Consider the following 23,164-nt stretch of genomic DNA (forward strand, 5'->3'; position numbering starts at 1 on the left):
AATAAAATGATTGCAGGTTTTGAAGATGGAAGTACCAATGTGCATTTTTCCTCTGCAGATGACGTGGCAAAAGTGGTTTTGGAAGCGGCGACAGATCATAAAAAACAATTAAGATATATTGCAGGACCAGATGCCGAACAATTGACAAAAAAACGTCAGGAACTTGGATTGGAACAGCATTTTGAAGAAGTAAGTGAGCTTTATTCCTTATAGAGATCGTTAACAAGTCAAAATATTAATTGAATTTAAAAATGAATATACAGAAATTGGTAGAACAATGGATCGAGGTTAGTAATGATTACGATATAGAAAAATATTTAAACCAATACCACAAAAATGCGGTCCTTGACGATCCATCCGTAGGAAGATCTTTTAAAATGCACGAAGGCATCAGAGAATATTTTGAGAATTATTTTATAGATTACAAAACTCAAACAAGTTTGGTTGATATTAAAGTTGATGATAATAAAGCTTATTTAAAAGTGGAGTTTACAGGAGATTTTCCGGGAAACAAAATTGGAGGAGTCTTCGACATTACCTTTAAAGATGACAAAATATCGCATATCAAAGCAGATTTATTATAAACTGCAAGACCAATTATTTAATTTGTAAATTTAAAAGATGGAAAGCAAGAAGAAACCTCGGATATTTAATTCTGTCTCAGAATTGCATAAGACTTTAGGTCTTGTAGCTCCGCAACACCCGTTGATCAGTATTTCAAATTATGCAGATATTACCTCAGATGTTTCGGAATTATCAAAGGCGATGGTACTCAATATGTACAAGATATCTTTCAAATTTAATTTTACAGGGCGTATCAAATATGGTTAGAAATACTATGATTTCGATGCAGTGGACTTAGTTTTTCTGCGCCAATGAAGGTGATTTCCGCTGGAGATGGTGAAGCGGATTATAGCGGTCGTTCATTAATTATTCATTCAGATTTTTTACGGAATTATCCGCTGATGAAAACCATCCAAGATTTCGGGTTTTTCTCCTATTCTGTGAATGAGGCATTGCACCTGTCGGAGACCGAAAAAGCAACCATAATGAAAATTTTTGAAAGCATCGAAGTTGAACTTTTATCTTCTATTGATCATTTCAGTCAGGATATCATCATCTCTCAAATCGAGCAGTTGCTCAATTATAGTAATCGATTTTATAACCGTCAGTTTATTACCCGCAAAACCTATCACAATGATCATTTGTCTAAATTGGACGATATCATCTCAGATTTTTTAAATAATGATGATGCGTTGTTAAATGGTGTTCCCAGCATATATTTCCTTGCTGAAAAGATAGGTCTGTCTCAGCGCTATCTTAGCGATATGCTTCAATCTATAACGGGGATGAACAGTCAGCAATATCTTCAGTCTAAAATGGTTGAAAAGGCAAAAGTATTGTTGAGTACAAGCACTCTTAGCGTTAGCGAAATTGCATACAGAATAGGATTTGAATATCCACAGTCATTTAATAAATTTTTTAAAAAGCAGACAGAACTTTCACCATTAGAATTTCGTAATTCATTCAATTAAATCTAGGATAATTGATACAAAAAATGACAACCGTGAAAGTTGTCATTTTTTTTATTTCGAATTTATAATTCAATATTATTGAGCAGAGATCTGGCTTATCAGAAACTTTTCCATTTTTTTGATACGTTTTTGATCTTGATTAATGATAAAAGACTCGTGCCATCCGGTGAAAGAACTTACAATGAAATCTGTCAGCATCTCGGCATCTATATCCTTATTGATTTCACCTTTTTCCATGGCCTTTTTTATCAGAGACAAGATTAAAGAATTGGTAAAATCATTATCCGCTTTTAAAATGGCTTGTATTGATTGATCATTATTGGCGATTTCAAATGTAGTTTTAATGGCAAGGCAACTATTTTTTCCGTAGATAATGGTGTTTACAGAAGCATTGATGAAAGCGATGATGGTTTTCAGTGGAGATTTGTTTCCGTCAGCACTTTTTACAGCTTCAGCCATACGTGCTTCTGTGTAATTTTTTATGCAGCGTACAAATAGTTCGTGCTTATCCCCAATCGTGTTATACAGACTACTGCTATTAATTCCCATTGCATCCGTAAGTTCCCGCATCGAGGCGCCATTGTAGCCTTTTTTCCAAAAAACATCCATTGCTTTTTCTATTGCTTCCTTCTCGTTAAATTCTACACTTCTTGCCATATGACAAAGATAATAATTTGATAAAAATAATATTTGTATTGTCATTAATTTAAGTCTATTAATTAATGAAAGTTATTATTTACCTAAATAATTAAACATTACTTGAAAAGTTGTTCAGTTTTGATTAAAAAATGATTTAAAGCTTCCTTGATATCAATCTCTGATCTTTCTGCTAAAACAATCAGCCACCAAATATTTTCACCCAATTTATGTTCAAGTTCAGACTTTGAATCAACATTGGGCCATCGTTTTTGCTCAGACATAATATTCCTGCCGACCAATCCTGCATCGGTAAGATAAGCCAGTGCATCTTCTTCGACAGTCCATTGGCTACCGTGATGTTGTAATTCCAGTTGATGGTATTTCTGTCTTAATTCTAAAGAACGACGAATGATTTCGTCCAGATCATTATTTTTCATTTATTTCAATTTTTTTTAGTTTAATTTTAAAGCATTGTACAGATTTAAAAAAGAAATCCGTACAAAAGCTCAATTTACAGATTAATAACATAAGTGTCTGGAAGATCATTCAAAATTCCCGAACCATAAGCAGAACCTGGCGATTGAAATCCAGTTTTAAAATCATTATTTAAGATTCGGTTGGCAACGGCAACAGCAGAAATCGGCGTCAAGGTGTATCCTGAAGGTGCATCTATCATGGCACGCACTATTTTTCCGTCTTTACCCACGATTTCGCCTGAGATCGCATTTCTGCCTGCAGCTCTTTCTTCTTTGGTTGGTCCATCGGGCAAATTATTCGGATCAAGTTCGGACTGGCTGAGAGCAGGAAGTTTAAGCGAAAAATACTCTTCAATATTAGGGATGTCTGTCGATTTATAAGACAGAATAATTCCTCCTAACGGAGTGGGAATGCACTCTATGTCTTCTTTACCAAAAGAAAACGTTTTTGGCTGAGCATCCTTATCCTTCTGGATTTCATCGTTTCGTCTAACTAATATTCCTAAATCAGCAATGTTTTTACTGCTTAGTACAGAACCTTTTGAGAATCCGCCATAATGTTGGAAACCCATACTTAATTTTTGAGGTTCATCCACCAATTGTGAAAGATGAACAGCAAGTGCGTCATAACTTACGAATAGCCCTGCACCAGAAATCAATTGTATATTGGCTTCTTTTGCGCGGTCATCCAAAGATTCAGCCAGTTGATATGTTTCCATTTCTGCGCTGATATCCAGATAATGAACCTTAGCTTTAAGACAGGCTTCGATTGCACTCTTTGCCGTATTCGTGAAAGGTCCTGCAGCGTTGATCAGAACATGTTTGTCAGATAGCGCTTTCTTCCAGGCGTTTTCGTCGTCCACAGTAAAAATGTGATAAGGCACACTTAGTTCGTGAGCAACTTCAATGATGCTGTCTTCACCTCGACCTGCGATTTCAAAGTCGAGACCTAGTTCTTTTGCACGCTCGGCGATTATTTTTCCTGTATAGCCTGCCGCTCCATAGATGAGCAATTTTTTTTCTGATTTTTCCATTAATAATAATTTAAAAGATTGTTTAATTTGAAACGATTGTTTTAGATATGGATTAAATTTTTTTTGCTGTATCAATCGTTATTCTAATTTTTTGAATAATAATATTTAGAAATTTTCTCTCGTAAATCTAAAACAAAGGTAATTTATTATTTGAAACAATCGTTACAGAAATTGAAATTTATAAGAATTTTATTTAAAATGAGCTGGTGATTTTTTTGTTCCAGTTAATTTAAATTGATTGTTAGAAAATTAAATGAAAATGACACCAACAGTCTTTAGTTGGTGCCATTTGGCTGTGTGTGACCAAGACGAGCTTATCTTCAAACACTTTTATCGACGATTTGGTTCGATTAAGTCAAATTAAACAGGAATTACAATACGCATTTTCATCAAACAATTCTTGTAGTTTTTCTATATCGCAGTTTAATATTAAAAATTTATAATAATTAGCAGTGGAATAGTTGGTCTTTGGTTGGTTTGACTGTCTTGACCCATAAGTGAAAATATATCGAAAAATTTGGTGGAAGATTTGGAAAGAATTGTAAAACTAAATAATCATTGAAGTGTGGGGATTTCTAAAATTATTGCTGCAAATAGATAGAAGTCCGTATCTTCAATATGCTGTCATAATAGTTGACCATTGAGAATGCCTTTCAAATTTTGAAGGTTGGAAAGATGTTGCTGCATACAAATGTCACGAAAAATTGATTTAGCTACAATCTGTAAAAATTTTGCAAAAGTTTCACTAGGTAAATAATGCGGTTTGTTCAATTAAAAAGTGGATTATAATAAGTCGAAATTCAACATAGAAATATTTAATGGTCGCAAAAACTGTATCTAATTATTTAATGAGAGAAATGTCTCGTAATTGAGACATTTGTCGTATATTTGAGTAATGAAAGATACAAAAGATAAAATTATTGCTGCTACTGTGTTTTGCTTAAATATGAACGAAAATGCTAGCATTGATGAAATTGCTAATCACCTTGGAATAAATAGACGGACAATTCATAGATACTTTAAAGATAGAAATAATTTATTGCAATGCTGCTTAAGTAAGATGATGTCAAAATGTAATAGGGCAATGGCTGACGCTTATGAAAGTAGTGCTGATCCTATAGAACAAGTGGAAGCGATGTTTGATGCTGCACTCTCGATTGGTATTGAATATTCTTTTGTGAAAAAAATTTTTAAACGTTCCAATTATGGACAGGTTCTTAAAAGTGAAAGTTTAGATTATGAATCGGTTAACCAAAAATGGTGCAGGCTTATAACAGGATTACAACATTCCGGCGTGATTAACAATTTATTACCAATTTCGTGGGTTTACAATCTTTTTGGTGGTATCGTAGATATCGCCATTCAAGCAGAAACGAGTGGAGATGTAGCAATCAATGAGATCAGAAATCTTTCATGGGACTCCTTTAAGGGTAGTATTGGAATGATCAACAAGTAGTAACAAATAAAATAGTATCTGTGTGACCCTTGATCGTGATACAGCAGAATGTCAAAGGATACGCTCAGATCTATATGCAAACGACATAATAAATGATTACAAAAGAAAAGGAAAAATATGATGATGAATATCTTGTTAGTACGCTGTCGGGCTTTACTAATCATCATCAATATGTAAATGGTACGCAATTACACTTTGTATCAGGCGGTCAAGGTTCAACTCTTATCCTCTTACCTGGTTGGCCGCAACTTGGTGGAGCTACCATAAAATCATGCCAATTTTAGCTAAACATCATAAGGTTATAGTGATAGATCTCAGAGGGATGGGCTCTTCTGAAAAATCAATTGGTGGCTACAGTAAAAAAAACATGGCCAGCGATATCGCGTCATTAATTCGATTAATGGAACTTGGTATTGTTAGTATTGCTGGGCATGATATAGGCGCTACCATAGCAATTAGCTTTGCAGGAAATTATCCGGAGCTCACAGAAAATTTAATTGTTCTTGATACACCATTTCCTGAAGATGATCTTTACAAGCTTCCTATGTTGCCGGTAGGACTTCCGGTGCATCCATGGCGGATAGCCTTCAATCAGATAAAAGATTTACCTGGAAATCTATTGGAAGGCCGTTTCCACATTGTTCAAAATTGGCTATTTGATGAAATGCTGGTAAACAAGGATAGTATAAGCGATTTCGATCGGCAGGTATATGCTAAGGCTTACGAAACAAAAGAAGCAATTAACGCATCAAATGCTTGGTATCAGGCATTTCCAGAGGACATTCAAGATATAAAAGATATGAAAATTATTGAGGCGCCAACCTTAGCGTTGGGAAGTACTAATGCGACGACAATGTTGAAAGCGTCTCTTCCAAATTATATCAGGAATCTAGAGTTTAAAGAGATTAAAAATTCTGGTCACTTCATTGTAGAAGAACAGCCTATTGAAGTAGCAAACTTGATCTCTGAATTTTTGACACAAGATTGAACATTTACCCTGATTAGCAATTCAGAGCAAAGTAATTGAGTGTAAGAAAAAATTGAAAAAAAAGTAAATTTTTTATTTATAAACAAAATAATATGAGTCAAGAAGAAACATTAATTGAAATTAACAAAAATGTGATACTCCGTTTTAACAAAGAAGTTATAGAGCAAGGAAATATTGAATCTTTCGAAGAATTAATGGACGATAAATTTGTCAATCATTCAGCGCCTCCTGATACTGATAATGGTCCCAAAGGAATGATTAATACTTTTAATAATATTTTACGTCCTGCAATGCCTGATTTAAAAGTAACAATATATGAGCAGGTCGGCGAAGGAGATTTAATTGTAACACGGAAAAATATTAGTGGTACTCAGACCGGTGAATTAATGGGAGTTCCTGCTAGTGGTCGTAAAATAAGTATTGATGTAATAGACATAGTAAAGGTCAAAGATGGGAAGTATGTAGAACATTGGGGCTTAAATACACTGCTGTCAGTATTAGCACAACTTAAAAGCTAAATTTATATACTCAACTGGAACATTTAAGCATTGTAATTAAATTGTAAAACAGTTTAATACAATTTATAAAAACTTACAAATATATGCTTGTAAGTTTTTTTTATGAAAAATGGAATCATTTAAAAGTAATTAATGCTTATCACTATAAAATTTTGGGCGACGGAAGTATTTCATGAAAACTGTGACGTGAAAAATTCAAATTTACTGGAAGAGCAAAATTTTAAAAAACTACTGACATACGGCTGTCACAAAGTCAAATTAGCTTTGCATCAAAATATTTAAATAAAAACTTCAATACAATACCAGATTAAATCATGTCTGAAATAAAAAATACTCCAAGCTGGCTTGATAAAAGCCTTTTCCCATTTAAAAGCCGTTTTTTAAATATAGATGGTAATACCATTCATTTTGTTGATGAAGGTCAAGGTCCTGTACTGTTATTGCTGCATGGGAATCCGACTTGGTCTTTTTTATATAGACATATTATAAAGAAATTAAAAAGTAGTTTTAGATGCATCGCGCTTGATTATCCTGGATTTGGTCTTAGTGTGGCTAATGCTGAATATAAATATACTCCTGAGGAGCATTCTTTTATTTTGGAGAAATTTGTTGAACAACTTGGTCTTGATAACATAAGAATAATGGTGCAAGATTGGGGCGGCCCAATTGGTTTAGGATTTGCGGGACGTCGGCCTGAATTAATTCACTCCCTTGTTATTGGTAATACATGGGCATGGCCTGCAACTGGTGCGATGTCCATTGTCTCTAAAATATTCGGTAGTGGCCTGGGACGGTTCTTCATTACCCGCAATAATTCTATGATGAAGTTTATTTTAGAATCCGGTATGAATGAAAAGCTAGAAGAAAATGAAATTGCCGCTTACCTATCTCCGTTTAAGACAAAAAAGTCAAGGATCCCAACTTGGATTTTTCCAAAGGAGATTGTGGGCAGCAGATTGTTTTTGAAAGATGTGGAACTCGGAATGAATAACTTAGTTGATAAACCTGTTTTGTTTATTTGGGGAGATGCTGATGGCGCATTCCGCGAGGGAGAACTTAGTAGGTTACAGGAATTCTTTCCCAAAAATGAACTAGTGGTATTGAAAGGAGTCAAACATTATATTCAAGAAAACGCTCCTGATGAAATCTGCAAAGCAGTTTTAAAATCCAAAATCTTGGAGTAATAAAATTTTAGTAAATCTTATTGTAGTTTATATCAACAGATATAACATGATAGTATGCAGAGTAACTGGTTAGACCAACGTTCGTGAATTCTTTATCTATCATCTTGCTTAGATAACCGGCCTGAGAATGCCTGTAATTCTAAATCGATCTATTGCTGTTTAGTTCAATGTTTAGGCAACATTCATGCTAGTGGTAAAGATTGCTATTGCGAGGTATTTTGATACGTGTTGGTATCGTAATCAACTAGTTTTAAATTAAATTTAAAAAAAAATTAGAATATTGTTGTCGTATATATTATATTTGCGACAACATTTTAATATAAAACAATGAAACAATTAACATTCGCATCTTTACAGGTAAAAAATTTAGAAGCATCAAAAATATTTTACACCGAAAAACTAGGATTTGAGATACAAGATGTCAATCCGCAGGTATGTGTCTTTAAATATAATGAGGGTGAGGCAAGTTTTGCTATTCGTACACCGCTTGAGCCAATTGAAGATCGAGAACTGGGTATCGGGGTAGCCCTTCGGTTTGCTGTAGATCAGAACATAGATGAATTGAAAGAACAATTGATTTTAACAGGAATACAGACCGCTGGACCAGTTATAGTAACACCTTTCGGAAGGGCATTTCATGTATTGGATCTCGATGGTTATAAACTCACTTTCTTGGAATCGAAATAGCTTTAATAGTATTTCAAGACTTGATTTATCTTCAATGAAGAAACGAGCATATCGATTCCGCTCAGTTTTTTAAGACCAGCAAACAAGACTTCGAGTTAATTTCATCAAAAATGCTTTAATCTAATGTCAAAAGAAATTGAATTTCACTTTAAGAGCCAAAAGGATAGTCCGGGTTATTTACTTGGTAAGGTAACAATGCTGTGGCAGCGTAAAATCAAAAAATGTTTGGATCCCTTGAATTTGACTCAGACCCAGTTCGTTTTATTGGCTGCCTTAGGCTGGCTTTCCAAGGCCAGTGAGTCAGTGACCCAAGTAGATATCGCCAATCAAAGCAATACTGACAGAATGATGGTTTCAAAAGTTTTGCGTACATTGGAAGAAAAAGGGTTTGTGACCAGAACGGAGCATGAGAAAGATACCAGAGCAAAAACCATTAGATTGACAAGTGCAGGTGAAGTAGTTTTGCAGAGAGCATTGGTTGAAGTAGAAAATAGTGATCTTGAATTTTTTTCTGTCCTAGGTAATGAGATATCTTTTTTCAATAATTATATGTCTTTACTTATTGAAAGGTCTGGTCATTAAGATTAAGTGATTTATCTATAGTTTCTAATATTGAAGTACGGCTGGCAGAAAACAATATGTTAGAAATAGAAAATGGCGCGGGATGCAAGCGGTGCCCATTTTTTTAATTTCATTTTCTAAATTTTTAAAGGAAATTGTTTTTCTAATTTTTATACAACATTCTATCAAGGTCTAGCAGAAGGTAATTGATGCTCTGGTTTATCGTTCGGGTGATGGATTGCATTTGATTGAGCATCTGTACCCGGTTGTGAAGTTCTTCGGAGTAATATTTTCCGCCGTCAGAAAAGATGACCGATTGGTCTGCCAATTCTTTTTTGTCATCAAACTGGTATTGAAGCCATCTGCTTTTGATGTTTTCCAGCATTGATTTTCCGGCAACGGGAGAGAATTTTTTCTCGGTGTACATATACCAAATGAATGGTGGAAAGTTTTTGTCCTTCAAGTTCTCTGTCCAGATATCTCGCAGGATATTTCTGTGATGGTAAAATTCTGTTTTACGACCTCTGGGACTGAGTGTTGCCAAACCGAAGCCTGCTCCCAAAACACCTCCGGCAATCTGAGAACCGTCTTTCCAAGAGTTATTGCTGGCAATTCCACCAACGACCGATGATACGGCACCAGTGACAATTGATGCAATGATCAGCTTGTTGTTTCTGGATTGGTTGAGATTGTCGACATACCGAGCCATTTGTTCAACCCGTTCTCCTTCACAGTCAAATTCTGCGGTCACGGAACTCAATTCGGTCAAAGCGATATTTACTTTTCCATCGATTTGACTTTTAAGTGTCAAAATTTCAAGCTGAGAATTAGGACTGGGATTTTTTTTAAGGTCGACAATGGCTTTTGCTTCATCTAAACTGCTCAGCGCATTGAGAATTAAAATACTCTGGTCTTTGAAATAAGGTTTAAGGTCTCGATTGGCGTACAAAATGGAATCTGAATTTTTTGAAGGTAAATTGTATTCATAATCATAAGATTCCGGTGGTTGGCAGTAACTGTTTTTTAAGGTTAAAATGTTCTGCATCAGACTTTGTTTCTTCTGCGAAACACAACTTGTCAGTAAGAAGAAGGAAAGTAAAATATATAGAGGATTTTTCATAGCGCTTTGTCATTCTGATATCATCAAAATGAATAAGTAGTAAATAATGAATGCAATGAGAATTATTAAATATGCCAGCTTTGATTCAGCATATTCAAAATCAAATCATCGAATGTCCAGCCGATCTTCCTTGCAGAAAGCGCAGTCAAGCTGTCCTGGTCTTGCCTATGAGGGCGGGATGCACCGGTCATATTGGGTTTCATATTCAAATCGAACAATAGGAAATCACCTTTGTCATTGGCCCTGCAATCGATACGGACAGGCGCTTTTGCTCGGACAAAAGCTGCAGCTTTTTCACACTCAAGCATTGCTTTCTGAACTGCGGGATCTTGTATTTCTTCATCCGTAAGTAAAGCGCTGTTGTTGATGACCGCTACAGTTCCATTGTACGGGGCGATTCCGTTTTGATGGTTGAATCTCTTAACTGGTGGAAGTGACCAATGTTTATCTTTTTTGACAGTTTTATTACCTATCACATATTCTCCCGGTGGTATTATGGTAATCGTAATCTCTTCTCCTCGAAGGAATTCTTCTAAATATAAAGCATCTCCAAACTGATGAGAATCAAACATATTTTTAATCACCGAACTTAATTCAGACGCATTATTGACGATAGAAACACCCTGACTTCCTCTTCCTCTGATGGGTTTCGCAACAACGGGAAATGGAAAGCTTAAGCTAAAATCATTATAATTATCTTGGGTGATCAATACAGATCTTGGAATTGGAATGTGATGTTCGGTAAGGAGTAAATTGGTTTGCCACTTGCCATCAAACCTTTCTGCATCTGCGGGAATTTGCCCGACAATGGAAATCCCTTCTGAAATTGCCTTTTCGATCGGATGTCCTGTAAAAAGAACAGTGTTCAGCCACAGTACATTCGCTCCCTTTTTTACTGCGTTTTGAATGCCTTCCTTCGTATCAGGAAAAACCCAATCGAGGTCGTTTTCTACCGCAGGACTTTCGATAGGTGTGATGACATCAATGCCTTGCTGATACAACGAGTAAGCGATATCTGCACCGCTGTCGGAATATCCGCCCGGTTTCATCGGCTTTTTGATGCCATCCACTACAGGTGATTCTTGCGCCTGATACAAAATTGCAACGCTCTTACTCATTTTTGATCTTTATTAATTATCAATTCTTCTGCAAACTTATAAACTCTTAACCTAATAACGTCAGAGATGTTTAAATTTTAAGCCATTTTTAAGATGTCATAAAGCTTTTGTAATTTAAGTAACGTTCTGATTGTTAAAGGTCTGTTCCCTTTTCTGTTGTGTCGATCTCATTATTTTATAAATATAATAGGAATGCAGAAGCACACCTATCGAGCATCCAATAAATACCGGAGGAGCGTTCATCAAAATACCATAAACAATATAGATCGCATTGGCGGTGAGCGAGCAAACCCTTAGATAGAGAATATTCTTCATCGACATCGAAATGAGGTTTAAAGTTAAAGCGGCGTAACCAATTGTTTGTACCATAAACCAGTCTATTTTTTAACAGCAATCATCGTGGCGGTCATTTTAGAGATCAGTTTTTCTTCGGAACTGTCGTAGACGTAGCCTTCGCAAATGGTCAAGGTTCTTCCGGACTGCAAAACCTTCCCAATGGCGATCAGCTTGTCAGTTTTAGCAGGTTTTATAAAATTGATCTTAAATTCTACCGACAATACTTCCATATCTTCGGGCATCATCGTCAATGCAGCATAGCCACAGGCATTGTCTACAATGCTTGTGGCAACTCCGGCGTGGAAAAAACCGTGTTGCTGCGTCAAAGCTTCCGAGAATTCGCTGGAGATCTTCACTTCACCCTTTTCTACGCTCACTAGTTTGGCATTCAGGGTTTTCATCAAACCTTGTTTATCGAAGCTTTCTTTAATTCTGTCGTACATATCAGTCTTTCAGTTTTAGTTCCATTTGAATGTTGCAGCGTTGGTAAGGTGTCTGTCTGCCTGTTATCTTTTCAAAACCCAATTTGTGATACAGGTTGATGGCAGGTTTAAGGATCGTGTTGCTTTCCAGATACAGTTTTGATGCTCCCAATTCTTTAGCAGCATCAATGACTGCGTTTCCCAACAGAGAACCTAAACTTTTACCCTGTGCTTTTGGAGAAACAGCCATTTTTGCCATCTCATAATCATATTCCGGGTCGTTCATTTTAATTAAAGTGCAAACGCCCAAAGGTTCATCTTTGTACAAAGCGACAAAAATTTTCCCGCCTTTATTTAAAATATATTCCTCAGGATTATCCAGTGCTTTGTAATCGGCTTCCTCCATTTCAAAATAATTGGAGATCCATTCTTCATTCAGAGACCTAAATGCGGATTGATATTTTGCCTCATAGGGAACGATCTTCGCATCTTTACTTTCACGAATTTTCTTCTGTTCCTGCACTCTCTTCAAAAGTGATTTCTGCTCAAGTAAAAATTCCCATTCTGCCAAGGCTTCCCAAAGATTATGGTTGGCTTCACTAATCATTCCGTCAATCGCCAGATCGATGTCTGCACATTGTACCTTAATAATTTGATGAGAGATTTTAACGCCTTTTTCAGTCAAGCCCACAACATTTCTGCGTTTGTCGGTGGATTCAAGGTTGTTTTCGATGAGCCCTGCAGCTGCCATCTCTTTTACTATTTTGGTGACAGAAGGTTGAGAATGCCCAATCTGTTCAGCAATCTCTGAGATTGTTTTTTCGCCGTCCTCAGAAAGAATAAAAAAGACAGGAAACCATTTTGGTGAAAAATCGACATTGTACAATTCGTAGATCTTTGCGGCATCTTCTGTCATTTTTGAGGTTAATAGGCGGAGTCTGCTTCCTAAAGCCATTTTGCCTGTTCTATTAAAAAAATCCATTTAGAATATATTTATTTGATTAATAACTTTCATTTTCAGTAGGGAATTTCTGTGCTTTCACATCAGAAATATAATGTTGCGTCGCTTCGGTCATTATGGTGTGAAGGTCTGCATATCTTCGTAAAAATTTCGGAGAGAATTCTTTGTTCATTCCCATCACATCCTGGATGACCAAAACCTGTCCGTCCGTTCCTGAGCCTGCACCGATTCCGATGGTTGGGATTTTTATCTTTTCCGAAATTTCAGTTGCCAGTTTAGCCGGAATTTTCTCCAGCAGAATACCGAAGGCGCCCAATTCTTCCATCAGAAGACAATCCTGCATCAACTTCTCCGCTTCCTTTTCATCTTTTCCACGGATGGCATACGTTCCGTATTTATTGATCGATTGAGGCATCAGACCCAAATGAGCCATCACAGGAATTCCTGCATCAATGATCTTCTTTACATCATCTTTGACCTCCGATCCGCCTTCAACCTTTATCGCATCAGCACCGGTTTCACGCATTATTTTGATAGCAGCTTCCAGAGATCTCATCGGGTCGCCTGAGCAGGTTCCAAAGGGCATATCGACGATGACCAATGCACGCTTTGTCCCGTTCACCACTGACTTTGCGTAGATGATCATCTGTTCAAGCGTGATGGAAAGGGTAGTGGCGTTCCCTACCATTGTGTTGGAAGCGGAATCGCCTACGAGGATCACATCGATTCCTGCATTATCGATAATCTGTGCCATTGTAAAATCATAGGCGGTAAGAACACTGATCTTTTCTCGGTTTTGTTTCATTTTGGTCAACTGAAGCGTGGTAACCTTTTTCTTATTTTCTGTATGGATAGACATTTCAAATGTTTTTTTGTTTTTATTACTGGATTTTCATCAAAGTCACCAGTGAAGTCGCAACAAGTTTTTTGGAGCCATAATTAATAGTAAAGCAATCGGCCTAACAAATGATCAAGGTTCTTCCGTTTTTGATGACCTCCCCTGCTGTGACCAGCAATTCACCTTGAGCAGGATTCAGATATTTTATTTTTAAATCGACCGTGACAAAATAAGCGTCTTCTTCGTGAAGTGTAGCAGCAGAAAAGTAAGCAGCCGTATCAACTGCCGCCGCCAAGACACCGCCATAAAAATATCCGGCACCTCTGATCAAAGATTGCTGACGTGGAATAATCACTTCCACAAAACCATCTTCAATTTCGCCTGCATAGGCATTATAAAACTTCATCAGATTCTGTTTCTGAACTCCTGTTCTGATATATTCTGTGTGAGATGTTATCATATCAAAATATTTATAAAAATCAATTATATAACTGACTATACAAATATCGTAAAAAAATGATTCCCATCAAAATTTATTTTTATTAGGGCAAAATAGTTTTATAATATAATGGAAAATTTAAGATAAAGATGATCGATCTTAATCACCTTAAAATGAGTCCAGTATTATTTTTCCTCCGTTTGATATCGATTAGAAAACTGGAGATCTTTCTTTAGATTTAAATCTAACATTTTCAAAAATATTATCAAACAAAGTAACAAATAATGAACTTCATTGAAAGAAATATTTGAGTAGATCAAGCAATTATTATTCTGGCAAAAAATGGAGTTGCGGTAAATGATAATGAAGCTAAAATTAGATTAGAATTAAACAAGAATTACAAACCTCATTTCAATCACAAAATTTTTGATTTATTCTCGATCTCTTCTCCAACCATCCCATTAAAAGCCGTTCAGACTTGGCTGAATATTTTTCAAAAGAAAAACCGGAAAAAAGAAAGCAGATATGAAGTGTTGACAATGAAAAGGAGCCAAAAGGAAACGGAATAATTGGAGGGTACCTTTAGGGAGGAAACCGTTTATGCCGTAGTCTTTTGGTGGGATAGGCTGACGGCTGGCAACAGTACCTTAGCTGCCTTTTTACAGGTTTATTATGGAAAATGTTTTACTAAAAATTATGTTTTCAATTCCCAGAAAGAACAATCATGAAAAACTATAAATTAATTTTAGTTATGATGTCTTATTAGAAATTTTTGCAAAATAATTATATTAGATAATACTATTAATTTCTTATAATTACTCTTACAGGAACTGATCTTATACTTGCTAAGAATTTTAGAACTTTTATCTAATTGCTGATAACATTTAAATCATTGATTTAAATTAATTTGACTTAATAACAGTTTGTTAATTCCTATTTCTAAATAATATTTCAATTAATTTTGATTGTCGACTGTTGAGCAATTCTTCAAATCTTCCACAAGAGTGCTCGGAAAATGTAACGCTGACGCCAGATTTTTGACAATTCCATCCTAAAGATTCAAGGATTAAAGTGATTTATTTTAGGACATCTGACTTTCATTAGATCACCTATAACTGTGACTTAAAACGCCAAAACATTCCATAAAAAACTATATAATCTCTTTAAGAATTTTCTGATTTATTTTTAAAAACTTTCTTTATCAAATAGGTAATATACTAACGTTGATATAGAATTCTTGTAAGTACAAAAAAGATAAAAGATTAATTATGGAAATAAATATTATCACAAAAGAAGATCTAAAAGAATTCAAAATCGAATTGTTGGATGACATTAAAAACCTGCTCAGTATTAAAGTTTCTGAGCAGAAATTATGGTTACGTTCATCAGAGGTCAAAGAGCTTCTGAAAATTTCTTCAGCAACCCTGCAAAACCTTCGTGTAAGTGGGGTTTTGACATTTACTCGCGTCGGAGGAACACTGTATTATAATTATAAAGACATTGAAAAAATGCTTAATGGCAAAAGATAGATTGCTGATTCAAAAATAATGCAAATGAATTACATAAAACATCTAACAGGTTTCTACGGAAAAGTGGCTCAGGACAGTACACTTAATCCTACACACATCAACCTATACTTAGCATTATTCCAATTCTGGAATTTCAACCGTTTCCGAAATCCAGTCAGTATTTCGCGGGATGAAGTGATGCGAATCAGTAAAATATACTCAAAAGCTACCTATCACAAATGCCTGAAGCAACTTCATTCTTTGGGCTATATTGATTATCAGCCGTCTTATAATCCGTTTAAAGGAAGTTTCGTGGTAATGTTAGATTTTGCGGGGGAGTTAAAGCTTATTGGTAAGAAGAAAGGAAGGGATGTAAATATTTGATAAAACTATTATCATGTAATTGTTTTTTTAACAATATTGATAAACAAAATTGAGATTTGGTAACGATACGAAATCTTATATATAAAATTTTTATTCAAGTGATAAATTTCGTTAATTTAGAGAGTTATAAGAATTTTTATTAGCAATTACGGTTTTCCGTAATTGCTAATAAAAATTCTTATCTAACTTTAAAAACTATGATTACGAGAAAAAAACTATTATCTGAAGGATAACTTTCAAGATAGAAAGAGAGATTCCTAAAGAAAACAATCAGTCATTTGTTATAATGTTAAATTGAAACGATTAGCCGATGAATATATACCAAAAAGCTATATGAATTGGTACAAATTAGATAGAAACATAGAAATTGAATTTTAGTTAAATGGAAAGCTTTAACCTATATCGCGAAGCAAAAGATCAATATGAGAAATTAATCCCGGAAAAAAATGACGGATTGATTCTCCTGTCTCTTTATGCAAAGTATAAGGATAAAGACTTTACTGAAGAAAATATCATTTCCATTACAAATAAGATTTTTAAAGATCAAGGAAATAATGAATTTGAACGTTCTCGCACAGAATACAATAGAAATAATACTATAATTTTAAGATTACAGGAATCATTCTTATGGCGTAATGAAACGAAAAGAACTTATCAATTTAAAAAGTATGGGCTGGAACTTTGTCAAAATATTGAAAAACGCCTCATCGAAAAATATAATCCTGCAAAAATAAAAAGGTTTTTTGACCAATTACATAAAAGTCTCACAGAATATATTGAAGCAGATAAAGACTTTAACGAATGGATTGAAGATCATTTTGATTTAAGAATGCCCGAACTTATTTCTCAAATTGAAATATTGGATCAACAAGTAAACGAATCTGTGACGGACTTCAAAGTCAATATTAAATCGGAAGACCAAAGTATTCTTTATATTTTAAAAGAAATCGAAATTCGTCTTGAAATAATAAAAGAACAATCATCTGAACTCAAAAACGCATTTCAGATATCATATGATATTGATGAATTACTGACTGATATTCTACAAAAAAATGATAGTTACAATTATATTGAGAATATTCAAAAGGTTCAAAAATTCCACGATAATTCTCGCAGTCAATTAGAACAAGTTAGCAAGAGAATAGAAAAGATAAAACCGAGAATAAGAGAATTTATTTATGATTTTAACAAGAAAGATTTTGACAGAAAAACCAATAAATTTATTTACTATTTGTTGGAAAAATCTTTTGTTAAAAGAGAAAAGAGTACAAAGAGAATTCAATTTCCGAATAATCTTTCCGGCTTGAAGGTAAAATCTATAGAACATTCTCCCACATTAAATATTATTCCAATTCGAGAGATAAGTCCTAAATTACCTGTTGAAATTATTAAGAGAAATATCGACATTCCTAAAAGAAAAGTGCTGCTGGACAAGACAATCAAATGGAAACAAGATAAAGAAAGAATAATGTATTGGACAAACTTTGCATTTCAGGAGTTGGAGGAAAAAGGCTCATTAGTTTTTACACCACTGTTTTTTAAAATTGTTGATAAAGACCGATTGACAATTGCTGTTAAAACAGCACATAGTGTTTTAAGAAAAAGTACAAAATTAAAACAGCGGTATAAAGTAGAAATTAACCAAACCCCTGTTAATCATACTTTAAATAAAACAATATCATTATGGCAGATGACAATTCAGAAAAAGTAATAAAATATGGTTTTCTTTATGAAAAGAAAGCTATGAGTGTTTTTGCTAAATTAGATTACACTCTTAGAAGTGGTATTCATATTCAACGAGAATATCCTATTGATGCAAATTTATTTCGTTTCCTAAATGAGAATGAAAATTTTGAGTCTTTGAAAAATTATTATAAAGACTTTTTCAATCTTAATCTACGAAAAGACGGAAATGAATTTAACCAGTATTATTACTTGGATCTAAATGAAGACGGAAAAAGTAATGTGCCTTCCGATAGCAGAGACTATTTGAAAAATGAATTTATCATTATTGGTATGCTTTTTCTGAAAATGTACAAATTAGATGGTAACATTGAGCTTGATAGTATATCTGAATTTATAAGTCTCCTTTATGAAGAATACGAAGAAGAGAAAAATGCTTTGAGAAAATTAATTAATGATAATTCTTCTGATAAAGGTTCTGATTTAAATGATGAAAGATTTGAAGATGTGATAAAAAAATCCTTTATCAAATTTGGAGAGTTAGGTTGGCTATTATGGGATGATATTAGCGAAAAAAACAAATTTAAAACAATGCCCTCTTTTGAAAGGTTACGAGCAGCATATCAGCCTCAAATAGAAACAATAGATAGCTTAATTAAAGAAGTGAAAGATGCAGAATAATTATCCTCGTATTTATAGTTTATCTACAATAGGCATTAAACAACATTTTAATGCTGATTACTTATTCCATCCTTATAGGACTGATTTTAGTGGAGACAGTGGAAGTGGAAAAAGTATGATAGCAGATATGATTCAATTAATTCTAGTTGGTTCGGGTGAATTTAAATCTGCAACAGATGCTAATAAGGATAGAGATGTAAAAGGAATGCTTTCAGCTTCCGCACGAAAATCATCTGCAAGAGGTTATGTTTTTCTAAATGTTGAACTTAGTCCAAAAAAGTACATTGTAATTGGAACATATATCGAAAGCACAAGTAACGCTGCAGAGATGTTTATCATACAAAACGGATATGATTGGGAAGAGTTAACACCTCTAAATATGCCAATTTTCACAAAAGATTTAATTATAAATGATAAAGTAGATACACTAAATAATCTTTTTGAAAAAATCGATTTTGCAAGGATGAAATCTTTTAAGAGAAGAAATTATCATCAAATTCTTTATAATAATGAAATTCTATCATTAGATTTAACAAAAGATGAAACATTAAAAACCTATGCCAATATATTGAGATCTTTCTCAAGAGGTAAAGGTTTTAAAACAGAGTCTGAAAATCTAAAAAAATTCCTTTTCGGTGATGATGAGCAAAATATCATTATGGAAAAATATAGAGAGGAAGTAGGTTATATTAGTAACGATTTCCACGAACATAAAAGATACCAGGAAGAAATTGATTTGATAAATAAAAAACAATCTTCTCTAAAAAATGTCCACGATAAAAGCAAAATATATAAATCTACATATTCTGAATTCCTATTCAAACAATATAATTATTGGAATACTTTAAAGAGAAAAACAGTAGTAGAAAAACAAAAAGCAGTAGAGGAATTAGAAAATAAAAAGGTTGAACTTAAGTTTGTTGAAAATCAGATTAAAAAGTCAAAGATAAAAGACCTAGAGGAGCTTTTAGACAAAAAGAAAGTTATTGCTAATCTTGCTTATAAAGATAGTTATAGAGAGGAAATAGAAAGTAAGCACTTCAATATCAAACAATCTAAAACTTCTGTGGAAACAGTTGATAACTGGTTGAAATTAAATAACAATCAATTAGATAAAGTTAAGGAGTGGTATGAATTTCAAACCAAGGAAAAAGAGAACAAAAGAAATTTATTAGGTTTCATAAATTACCTCAAAAATAATAACCTTCTTAATGATTTTGATATCTCAATTTGGCTAAATGACTTTGAGAAAGCGAGTGAAAATTTCCCTATAGAAATTGAAAAGCTTGAAAAAGAAATAATTGAGCTTGAATCATTATCAAAGTTTTCAGATTTAAATAATCCAGAATCTCTTGTAAGATGGGCTACTGAAAATTTGAACTTTCCCATATCTCATACAATAGAAAGTATCTTAATTTATTTTCAAAAATATGGAAAGACAAAACCTTCGGAACAAAATGCTAATAGATATGTTTCGTTTCCGGAAGAATTATTTGAAAATATAGATTCCAAAGTAAAAGATAAAAAAGATAATCACGGATTTTGGTTAGATCTTGATGGAGTATATGAGTATATTACATATTCACCAAATCAACTTTTGAACGTTGATAGTGTAGAATTCCTCATAATACCATTATCGGAAATCAAAGAAGGAGTCGGAAAGAAATTAAATGCATTAATTAAAGAAAAAAGCAACAAAGAAAAGTATAAAGAAATACTATTCAAGTTTAATAATCTTCAGGAAAACATAGATTTATACAAAAGAAAAGAGGAACTTATTTCTTTCAATATTGAAGAAAGTTTAGATATTTCCGAAAGTAAATTTGAACAATTTATTCGACTGTATCTTGATAAAGACAATATTTTAAATCAATTCAATTTGATTCAAAAAGAATATGTAGATTTTTTGAGTAAAAAAACAGTCATAGAAGAGTGTAATAAAAGAATCCAAAAACTGGAAACAGATTTATTTGGTAATAAAGAGAATATTGATATAGAGTTTGTCGAAAAAGAAATCGCTCTTGAGAATAAAGAATTAGCTATTCAACAAAACGATTTACAAGAACTAATAAATAAATTTGTTTTTGATGAGACCTTGTTGCAGGAAAAATATTTGAGCAATCAGAGTATATTAAATTGTAAGTATGAATTAGAAAAAGAGTGCAGGGAAATCAGTGATAATATTCAACAAAAGGAAAATACAATAAGTATATCTAATCAGGAACTAACTGAAACAGAACAAACATTTGAACAACTGTTTAAACATCAACCGGAATATGATGAAAATGTTGAAGAGTTTTCTAATCCTGAAAATGGAGGATTAAACTCTTTAAAAAATAAGGCAGATAGTGCAAAATTTAATTATGAATTTGCAGTTAAGAAAATTCTTGAAGAGATGAATTTGCCATATGACGAATCTATTTCAATAGGAAAGTTAGCCAATTTAATGCTACCAACTGTTTTCACATCATCAGCGGTTAATGAGGACTTAATTTCATTTAATATTGCAGATAGGCTAAATAAACTTACACAAGATATTCAGGAAATTGGTTCAAGGAAAATTGAAATATTAGGAAGTATTTTTAATGAGGTATATAAAGTATACACCAATTACCTCACGAAAGTCAATGAAATTGATTCCTATTTAAAAAAGAAAAATAAAATTATTACAGGAGGAAATAGAGCATCATTAACATCAAAAAAGTCAATTTATTATCCCGATAGTTGGCTTGGAAATTTCAGAAAACAATTAAATACCCAAATAAATAATACAGGTTTATTTAGTGAGCTTCGAGAAGAAATAGATATAAATAAAATGATGATAAAGGCTTTTCAGCAGCTTGGAGGAAGTACTAAAGTTGAACCCGAAGATTTAATGAATCCTAAATCGTATTTCGATTTAGAATTTGATTTAAAACTTGACAATGATGAAATTAATTCGGGAAGTAACGGGCAAACTTATGCTGCTAATGCTTTGTTATGTCTAGCAAGATTATCTTTAATTGAAGAAAAAGGTAGAAAAGGATTAAAAATAATGCCAATAGATGAAGCAGAAGGTTTAGGAAGTAACTATGATATGTTACACGAATTGGCAAAAAAAGAACAATATCAGATACTTACAATGGCAATAGAAACAGCAGGTGAAATTACTGATGATGGACAATATATTTATATTATGAATGAAAATAATATGGCGAGTATTGATACTTATGTTCCTCCGCTCGGAATCTTTGCAAATGAAGTTTTTGAAGATATTGATGAATATATAAATACAAGGCCAGATGATGAATAAAAATATCACTTGGAAAGAATTAAAGGCACTTGATGATTTATATCACTTAAAAAAGACCAAAGCAAATATTCAAGGTCATCCTTATATAAAATATCTTTTAGAAGAAAAATGTATTCTCGATAGAAAACCGGATAATGTTAAAGTTATTACTTCTACCGATGATTTTATTAAATTCTATGAAGAAATATTTAAAATACAATATGATGAAGCCAAAAAATTTCTTATAGAAAATAGTATTGAACCCAATGCTAAAAAGAACTTTACAATTGATGATGTAAAAACTCTAATGCTTATAGCTGAGAACAGAACAGAGTTAAAAAATAATCCTACCAATATAGAAGACTTTTCAAATGAATTTTTTGATACTTCAAAATATTTGAAGAATAAAGCAAGTATCAGAAATGCTGTATTTAAAATTTTAGATATCACAGAATTTGCTTTAGACAAAAAAGAAAACCAATGGAGAATAGTTGTTGATCATCCTAACCCTAAAGCAATTGTATTATGTGAAAATAAATCATTTTTAAAGCAGCCATGGATAGTTAAAAATACTGAAGTTAAATTATGGTATGTCGGAGGAAATAATATAAAAATAATTGACGATATTGATGAGGCAGAACTTTCTAAACCTATTTATTATTCTTGTGATTGGGATTTAGCAGGACTACAAATCTATTCAAGAATAAAAGCGAAACTTAGAAACAGGAATAGAGACATTTCTCTTTTATATCCTAATGAACCACAAAAAAAAATAAGCACGTACATAGATTATCATTATAGCCATTGGGATTTATCAAAAATACTATCTGGATTGTCCCTGGAAAATTTTTCAAAAAAAGAAATAATTCTTATTAACGATTTAATCCAAAATGAAATGTGGATAGAAGAAGAATCTTTTGATTTAATAAAGATGATTCAATTAAAAAAATTATAGTATATCTTTCAACAAGTAATTAAAAGAATTAAAACGTTCGCAATAATGTTTTTTGATATGTATTACTATTTTTTTATTATATATCACTTTACAATATTTCAATGTTTTTCCAAAAAAACTTGTTCGAAATTCAGCAATCATTACTTGCAAATTCCAACGGAAATTTCTACTTTTACTACGTAAAATTTTTATAATGGATTTTACCGCTTTTTGCAAATGCCCTATTTAAGGCCTTTCACAAGATGCTACAGCGAAACGCTTATCAATAAAAGGACGAGAAGAAGTTACAAAAACCCTCTCTCTCCGCAGAGTAGGAAAACTAAACTTTTCAAAAACACTCAAAAATCTATTTAAAAAGCTGTAATTTATT

General features: G+C 33.1%; 27 protein-coding genes. 17 read left to right on the plus strand and 10 right to left on the minus strand.

From position 1 onward, the window contains the following. Nucleotides 1–6: 6 nt before the first annotated feature. From NZ698_RS19485 to NZ698_RS03425, 4 genes are read left to right on the plus strand one after another with little or no spacing between them, the layout of a single operon-like run. Nucleotides 7–213, plus strand: coding sequence for a hypothetical protein (locus tag NZ698_RS19485; protein WP_368407642.1), 207 nt, complete (start codon nt 7–9; stop codon nt 211–213). Between the two features lie 38 nt (nt 214–251). Further along, complete coding sequence (locus tag NZ698_RS03420) at nt 252–584, plus strand: nuclear transport factor 2 family protein (protein WP_263001687.1); 333 nt, start codon at nt 252–254, stop codon at nt 582–584. 37 nt (nt 585–621) lie between these two features. Beyond that, entirely contained in the window at nt 622–831 is a 210-nt protein-coding gene (locus tag NZ698_RS19490; protein WP_368407643.1) for a hypothetical protein, read from the plus strand. Between the two features lie 44 nt (nt 832–875). Then, nucleotides 876–1,535, plus strand: a complete 660-nt coding sequence (locus tag NZ698_RS03425) for a helix-turn-helix domain-containing protein (RefSeq protein ID WP_368407644.1) — start codon at nt 876–878, stop codon at nt 1,533–1,535. A gap of 75 nt (nt 1,536–1,610) precedes the next feature. Here NZ698_RS03425 and NZ698_RS03430 read toward each other — a convergent pair whose 3' ends face one another. The 3 genes from NZ698_RS03430 to NZ698_RS03440 form a co-directional block, all read right to left on the minus strand. Beyond that, on the minus strand, nt 1,611–2,237 hold the full coding sequence (locus tag NZ698_RS03430) for a TetR/AcrR family transcriptional regulator (RefSeq protein ID WP_263001688.1): 627 nt from the start codon (nt 2,235–2,237) through the stop codon (nt 1,611–1,613). A gap of 53 nt (nt 2,238–2,290) precedes the next feature. Then, nucleotides 2,291–2,611, minus strand: coding sequence for a nucleoside triphosphate pyrophosphohydrolase family protein (locus NZ698_RS03435; protein WP_263001689.1), 321 nt, complete (start codon nt 2,609–2,611; stop codon nt 2,291–2,293). 74 nt (nt 2,612–2,685) lie between these two features. Further along, nucleotides 2,686–3,663 carry a saccharopine dehydrogenase family protein gene (locus tag NZ698_RS03440; protein WP_263001690.1) on the minus strand — a complete coding sequence of 326 codons (978 nt, stop codon included), beginning with the start codon at nt 3,661–3,663 and terminating at the stop codon, nt 2,686–2,688. A 916-nt stretch (nt 3,664–4,579) separates the two neighbouring features. On the opposite strand from NZ698_RS03440, the gene NZ698_RS03445 reads away from it, so the two are divergent. From NZ698_RS03445 to NZ698_RS03475, 7 genes are all read left to right on the plus strand, one after another. Then, nucleotides 4,580–5,140, plus strand: a complete 561-nt coding sequence (locus NZ698_RS03445; RefSeq protein WP_263001691.1) for a TetR/AcrR family transcriptional regulator — start codon at nt 4,580–4,582, stop codon at nt 5,138–5,140. 92 nt (nt 5,141–5,232) lie between these two features. After that, nucleotides 5,233–5,424, plus strand: coding sequence for a hypothetical protein (locus tag NZ698_RS03450; protein ID WP_263001692.1), 192 nt, complete (start codon nt 5,233–5,235; stop codon nt 5,422–5,424). After that, on the plus strand, nt 5,412–6,128 hold the full coding sequence (locus tag NZ698_RS03455) for an alpha/beta fold hydrolase (protein ID WP_263001693.1): 717 nt from the start codon (nt 5,412–5,414) through the stop codon (nt 6,126–6,128). The genes NZ698_RS03450 and NZ698_RS03455 overlap by 13 nt, the downstream gene beginning before the upstream one ends. 92 nt (nt 6,129–6,220) lie before the next feature. Continuing rightward, nucleotides 6,221–6,646, plus strand: a complete 426-nt coding sequence (locus NZ698_RS03460) for an ester cyclase (protein ID WP_263001694.1) — start codon at nt 6,221–6,223, stop codon at nt 6,644–6,646. A gap of 314 nt (nt 6,647–6,960) precedes the next feature. Then, nucleotides 6,961–7,830, plus strand: a complete 870-nt coding sequence (locus NZ698_RS03465) for an alpha/beta fold hydrolase (protein WP_263001695.1) — start codon at nt 6,961–6,963, stop codon at nt 7,828–7,830. Between the two features lie 327 nt (nt 7,831–8,157). Continuing rightward, nucleotides 8,158–8,517: a VOC family protein gene (locus tag NZ698_RS03470; protein ID WP_263001696.1), complete on the plus strand. Its 360-nt coding sequence runs from the start codon at nt 8,158–8,160 to the stop codon at nt 8,515–8,517. A gap of 123 nt (nt 8,518–8,640) precedes the next feature. After that, entirely contained in the window at nt 8,641–9,099 is a 459-nt protein-coding gene (locus NZ698_RS03475) for a MarR family winged helix-turn-helix transcriptional regulator (RefSeq protein ID WP_263001697.1), read from the plus strand. Nucleotides 9,100–9,241: 142 nt separating this feature from the next. On the opposite strand, the gene NZ698_RS03480 is transcribed toward NZ698_RS03475, so the two are convergent. From NZ698_RS03480 to NZ698_RS03510, 7 genes are all read right to left on the minus strand, one after another. Next, nucleotides 9,242–10,198, minus strand: a complete 957-nt coding sequence (locus NZ698_RS03480) for a hypothetical protein (protein WP_263001698.1) — start codon at nt 10,196–10,198, stop codon at nt 9,242–9,244. Nucleotides 10,199–10,263: 65 nt separating this feature from the next. Further along, nucleotides 10,264–11,316 carry an ATP-grasp domain-containing protein gene (locus NZ698_RS03485; RefSeq protein WP_263001699.1) on the minus strand — a complete coding sequence of 351 codons (1,053 nt, stop codon included), beginning with the start codon at nt 11,314–11,316 and terminating at the stop codon, nt 10,264–10,266. 114 nt (nt 11,317–11,430) lie between these two features. Beyond that, on the minus strand, nt 11,431–11,685 hold the full coding sequence (locus NZ698_RS03490; protein WP_263001700.1) for a hypothetical protein: 255 nt from the start codon (nt 11,683–11,685) through the stop codon (nt 11,431–11,433). A gap of 8 nt (nt 11,686–11,693) precedes the next feature. After that, nucleotides 11,694–12,095 carry a PaaI family thioesterase gene (locus NZ698_RS03495; protein WP_263001701.1) on the minus strand — a complete coding sequence of 134 codons (402 nt, stop codon included), beginning with the start codon at nt 12,093–12,095 and terminating at the stop codon, nt 11,694–11,696. A 1-nt stretch (nt 12,096) separates the two neighbouring features. Then, nucleotides 12,097–13,056, minus strand: coding sequence for a bifunctional helix-turn-helix transcriptional regulator/GNAT family N-acetyltransferase (locus tag NZ698_RS03500; protein WP_263001702.1), 960 nt, complete (start codon nt 13,054–13,056; stop codon nt 12,097–12,099). A gap of 19 nt (nt 13,057–13,075) precedes the next feature. Further along, nucleotides 13,076–13,894, minus strand: a complete 819-nt coding sequence (gene panB / locus NZ698_RS03505) for a 3-methyl-2-oxobutanoate hydroxymethyltransferase (RefSeq protein ID WP_263001703.1) — start codon at nt 13,892–13,894, stop codon at nt 13,076–13,078. Between the two features lie 100 nt (nt 13,895–13,994). After that, on the minus strand, nt 13,995–14,333 hold the full coding sequence (locus tag NZ698_RS03510; RefSeq protein ID WP_263001704.1) for a PaaI family thioesterase: 339 nt from the start codon (nt 14,331–14,333) through the stop codon (nt 13,995–13,997). Nucleotides 14,334–15,580: 1,247 nt separating this feature from the next. On the opposite strand from NZ698_RS03510, the gene NZ698_RS03515 reads away from it, so the two are divergent. From NZ698_RS03515 to NZ698_RS03540, 6 genes are all read left to right on the plus strand, one after another. Continuing rightward, nucleotides 15,581–15,841 (plus strand): helix-turn-helix domain-containing protein, encoded by a 261-nt coding sequence (locus NZ698_RS03515; RefSeq protein ID WP_263001705.1) that lies wholly within the window; start codon nt 15,581–15,583, stop codon nt 15,839–15,841. Nucleotides 15,842–15,865: 24 nt separating this feature from the next. After that, the gene (locus NZ698_RS03520; RefSeq protein ID WP_263001706.1) at nt 15,866–16,204 is read left to right on the plus strand and encodes a hypothetical protein; all 339 of its coding nucleotides are present in this window, start codon (nt 15,866–15,868) and stop codon (nt 16,202–16,204) included. A 382-nt stretch (nt 16,205–16,586) separates the two neighbouring features. Then, nucleotides 16,587–17,915, plus strand: coding sequence for a hypothetical protein (locus NZ698_RS03525; protein ID WP_263001707.1), 1,329 nt, complete (start codon nt 16,587–16,589; stop codon nt 17,913–17,915). Then, entirely contained in the window at nt 17,888–18,568 is a 681-nt protein-coding gene (locus tag NZ698_RS03530) for a condensin complex protein MksE (protein WP_263001708.1), read from the plus strand. Before NZ698_RS03525 ends, NZ698_RS03530 begins: the two co-directional genes overlap by 28 nt. Next, nucleotides 18,558–21,860, plus strand: coding sequence for a coiled-coil domain-containing protein (locus NZ698_RS03535; RefSeq protein ID WP_263001709.1), 3,303 nt, complete (start codon nt 18,558–18,560; stop codon nt 21,858–21,860). The genes NZ698_RS03530 and NZ698_RS03535 overlap by 11 nt, the downstream gene beginning before the upstream one ends. Next, nucleotides 21,850–22,794, plus strand: a complete 945-nt coding sequence (locus NZ698_RS03540) for a hypothetical protein (protein ID WP_263001710.1) — start codon at nt 21,850–21,852, stop codon at nt 22,792–22,794. The genes NZ698_RS03535 and NZ698_RS03540 overlap by 11 nt, the downstream gene beginning before the upstream one ends. Nucleotides 22,795–23,164: the final 370 nt, after the last annotated feature.

It is taken from the genome of Chryseobacterium edaphi (assembly GCF_025628985.1).
Classification (GTDB): domain Bacteria; phylum Bacteroidota; class Bacteroidia; order Flavobacteriales; family Weeksellaceae; genus Chryseobacterium; species Chryseobacterium edaphi.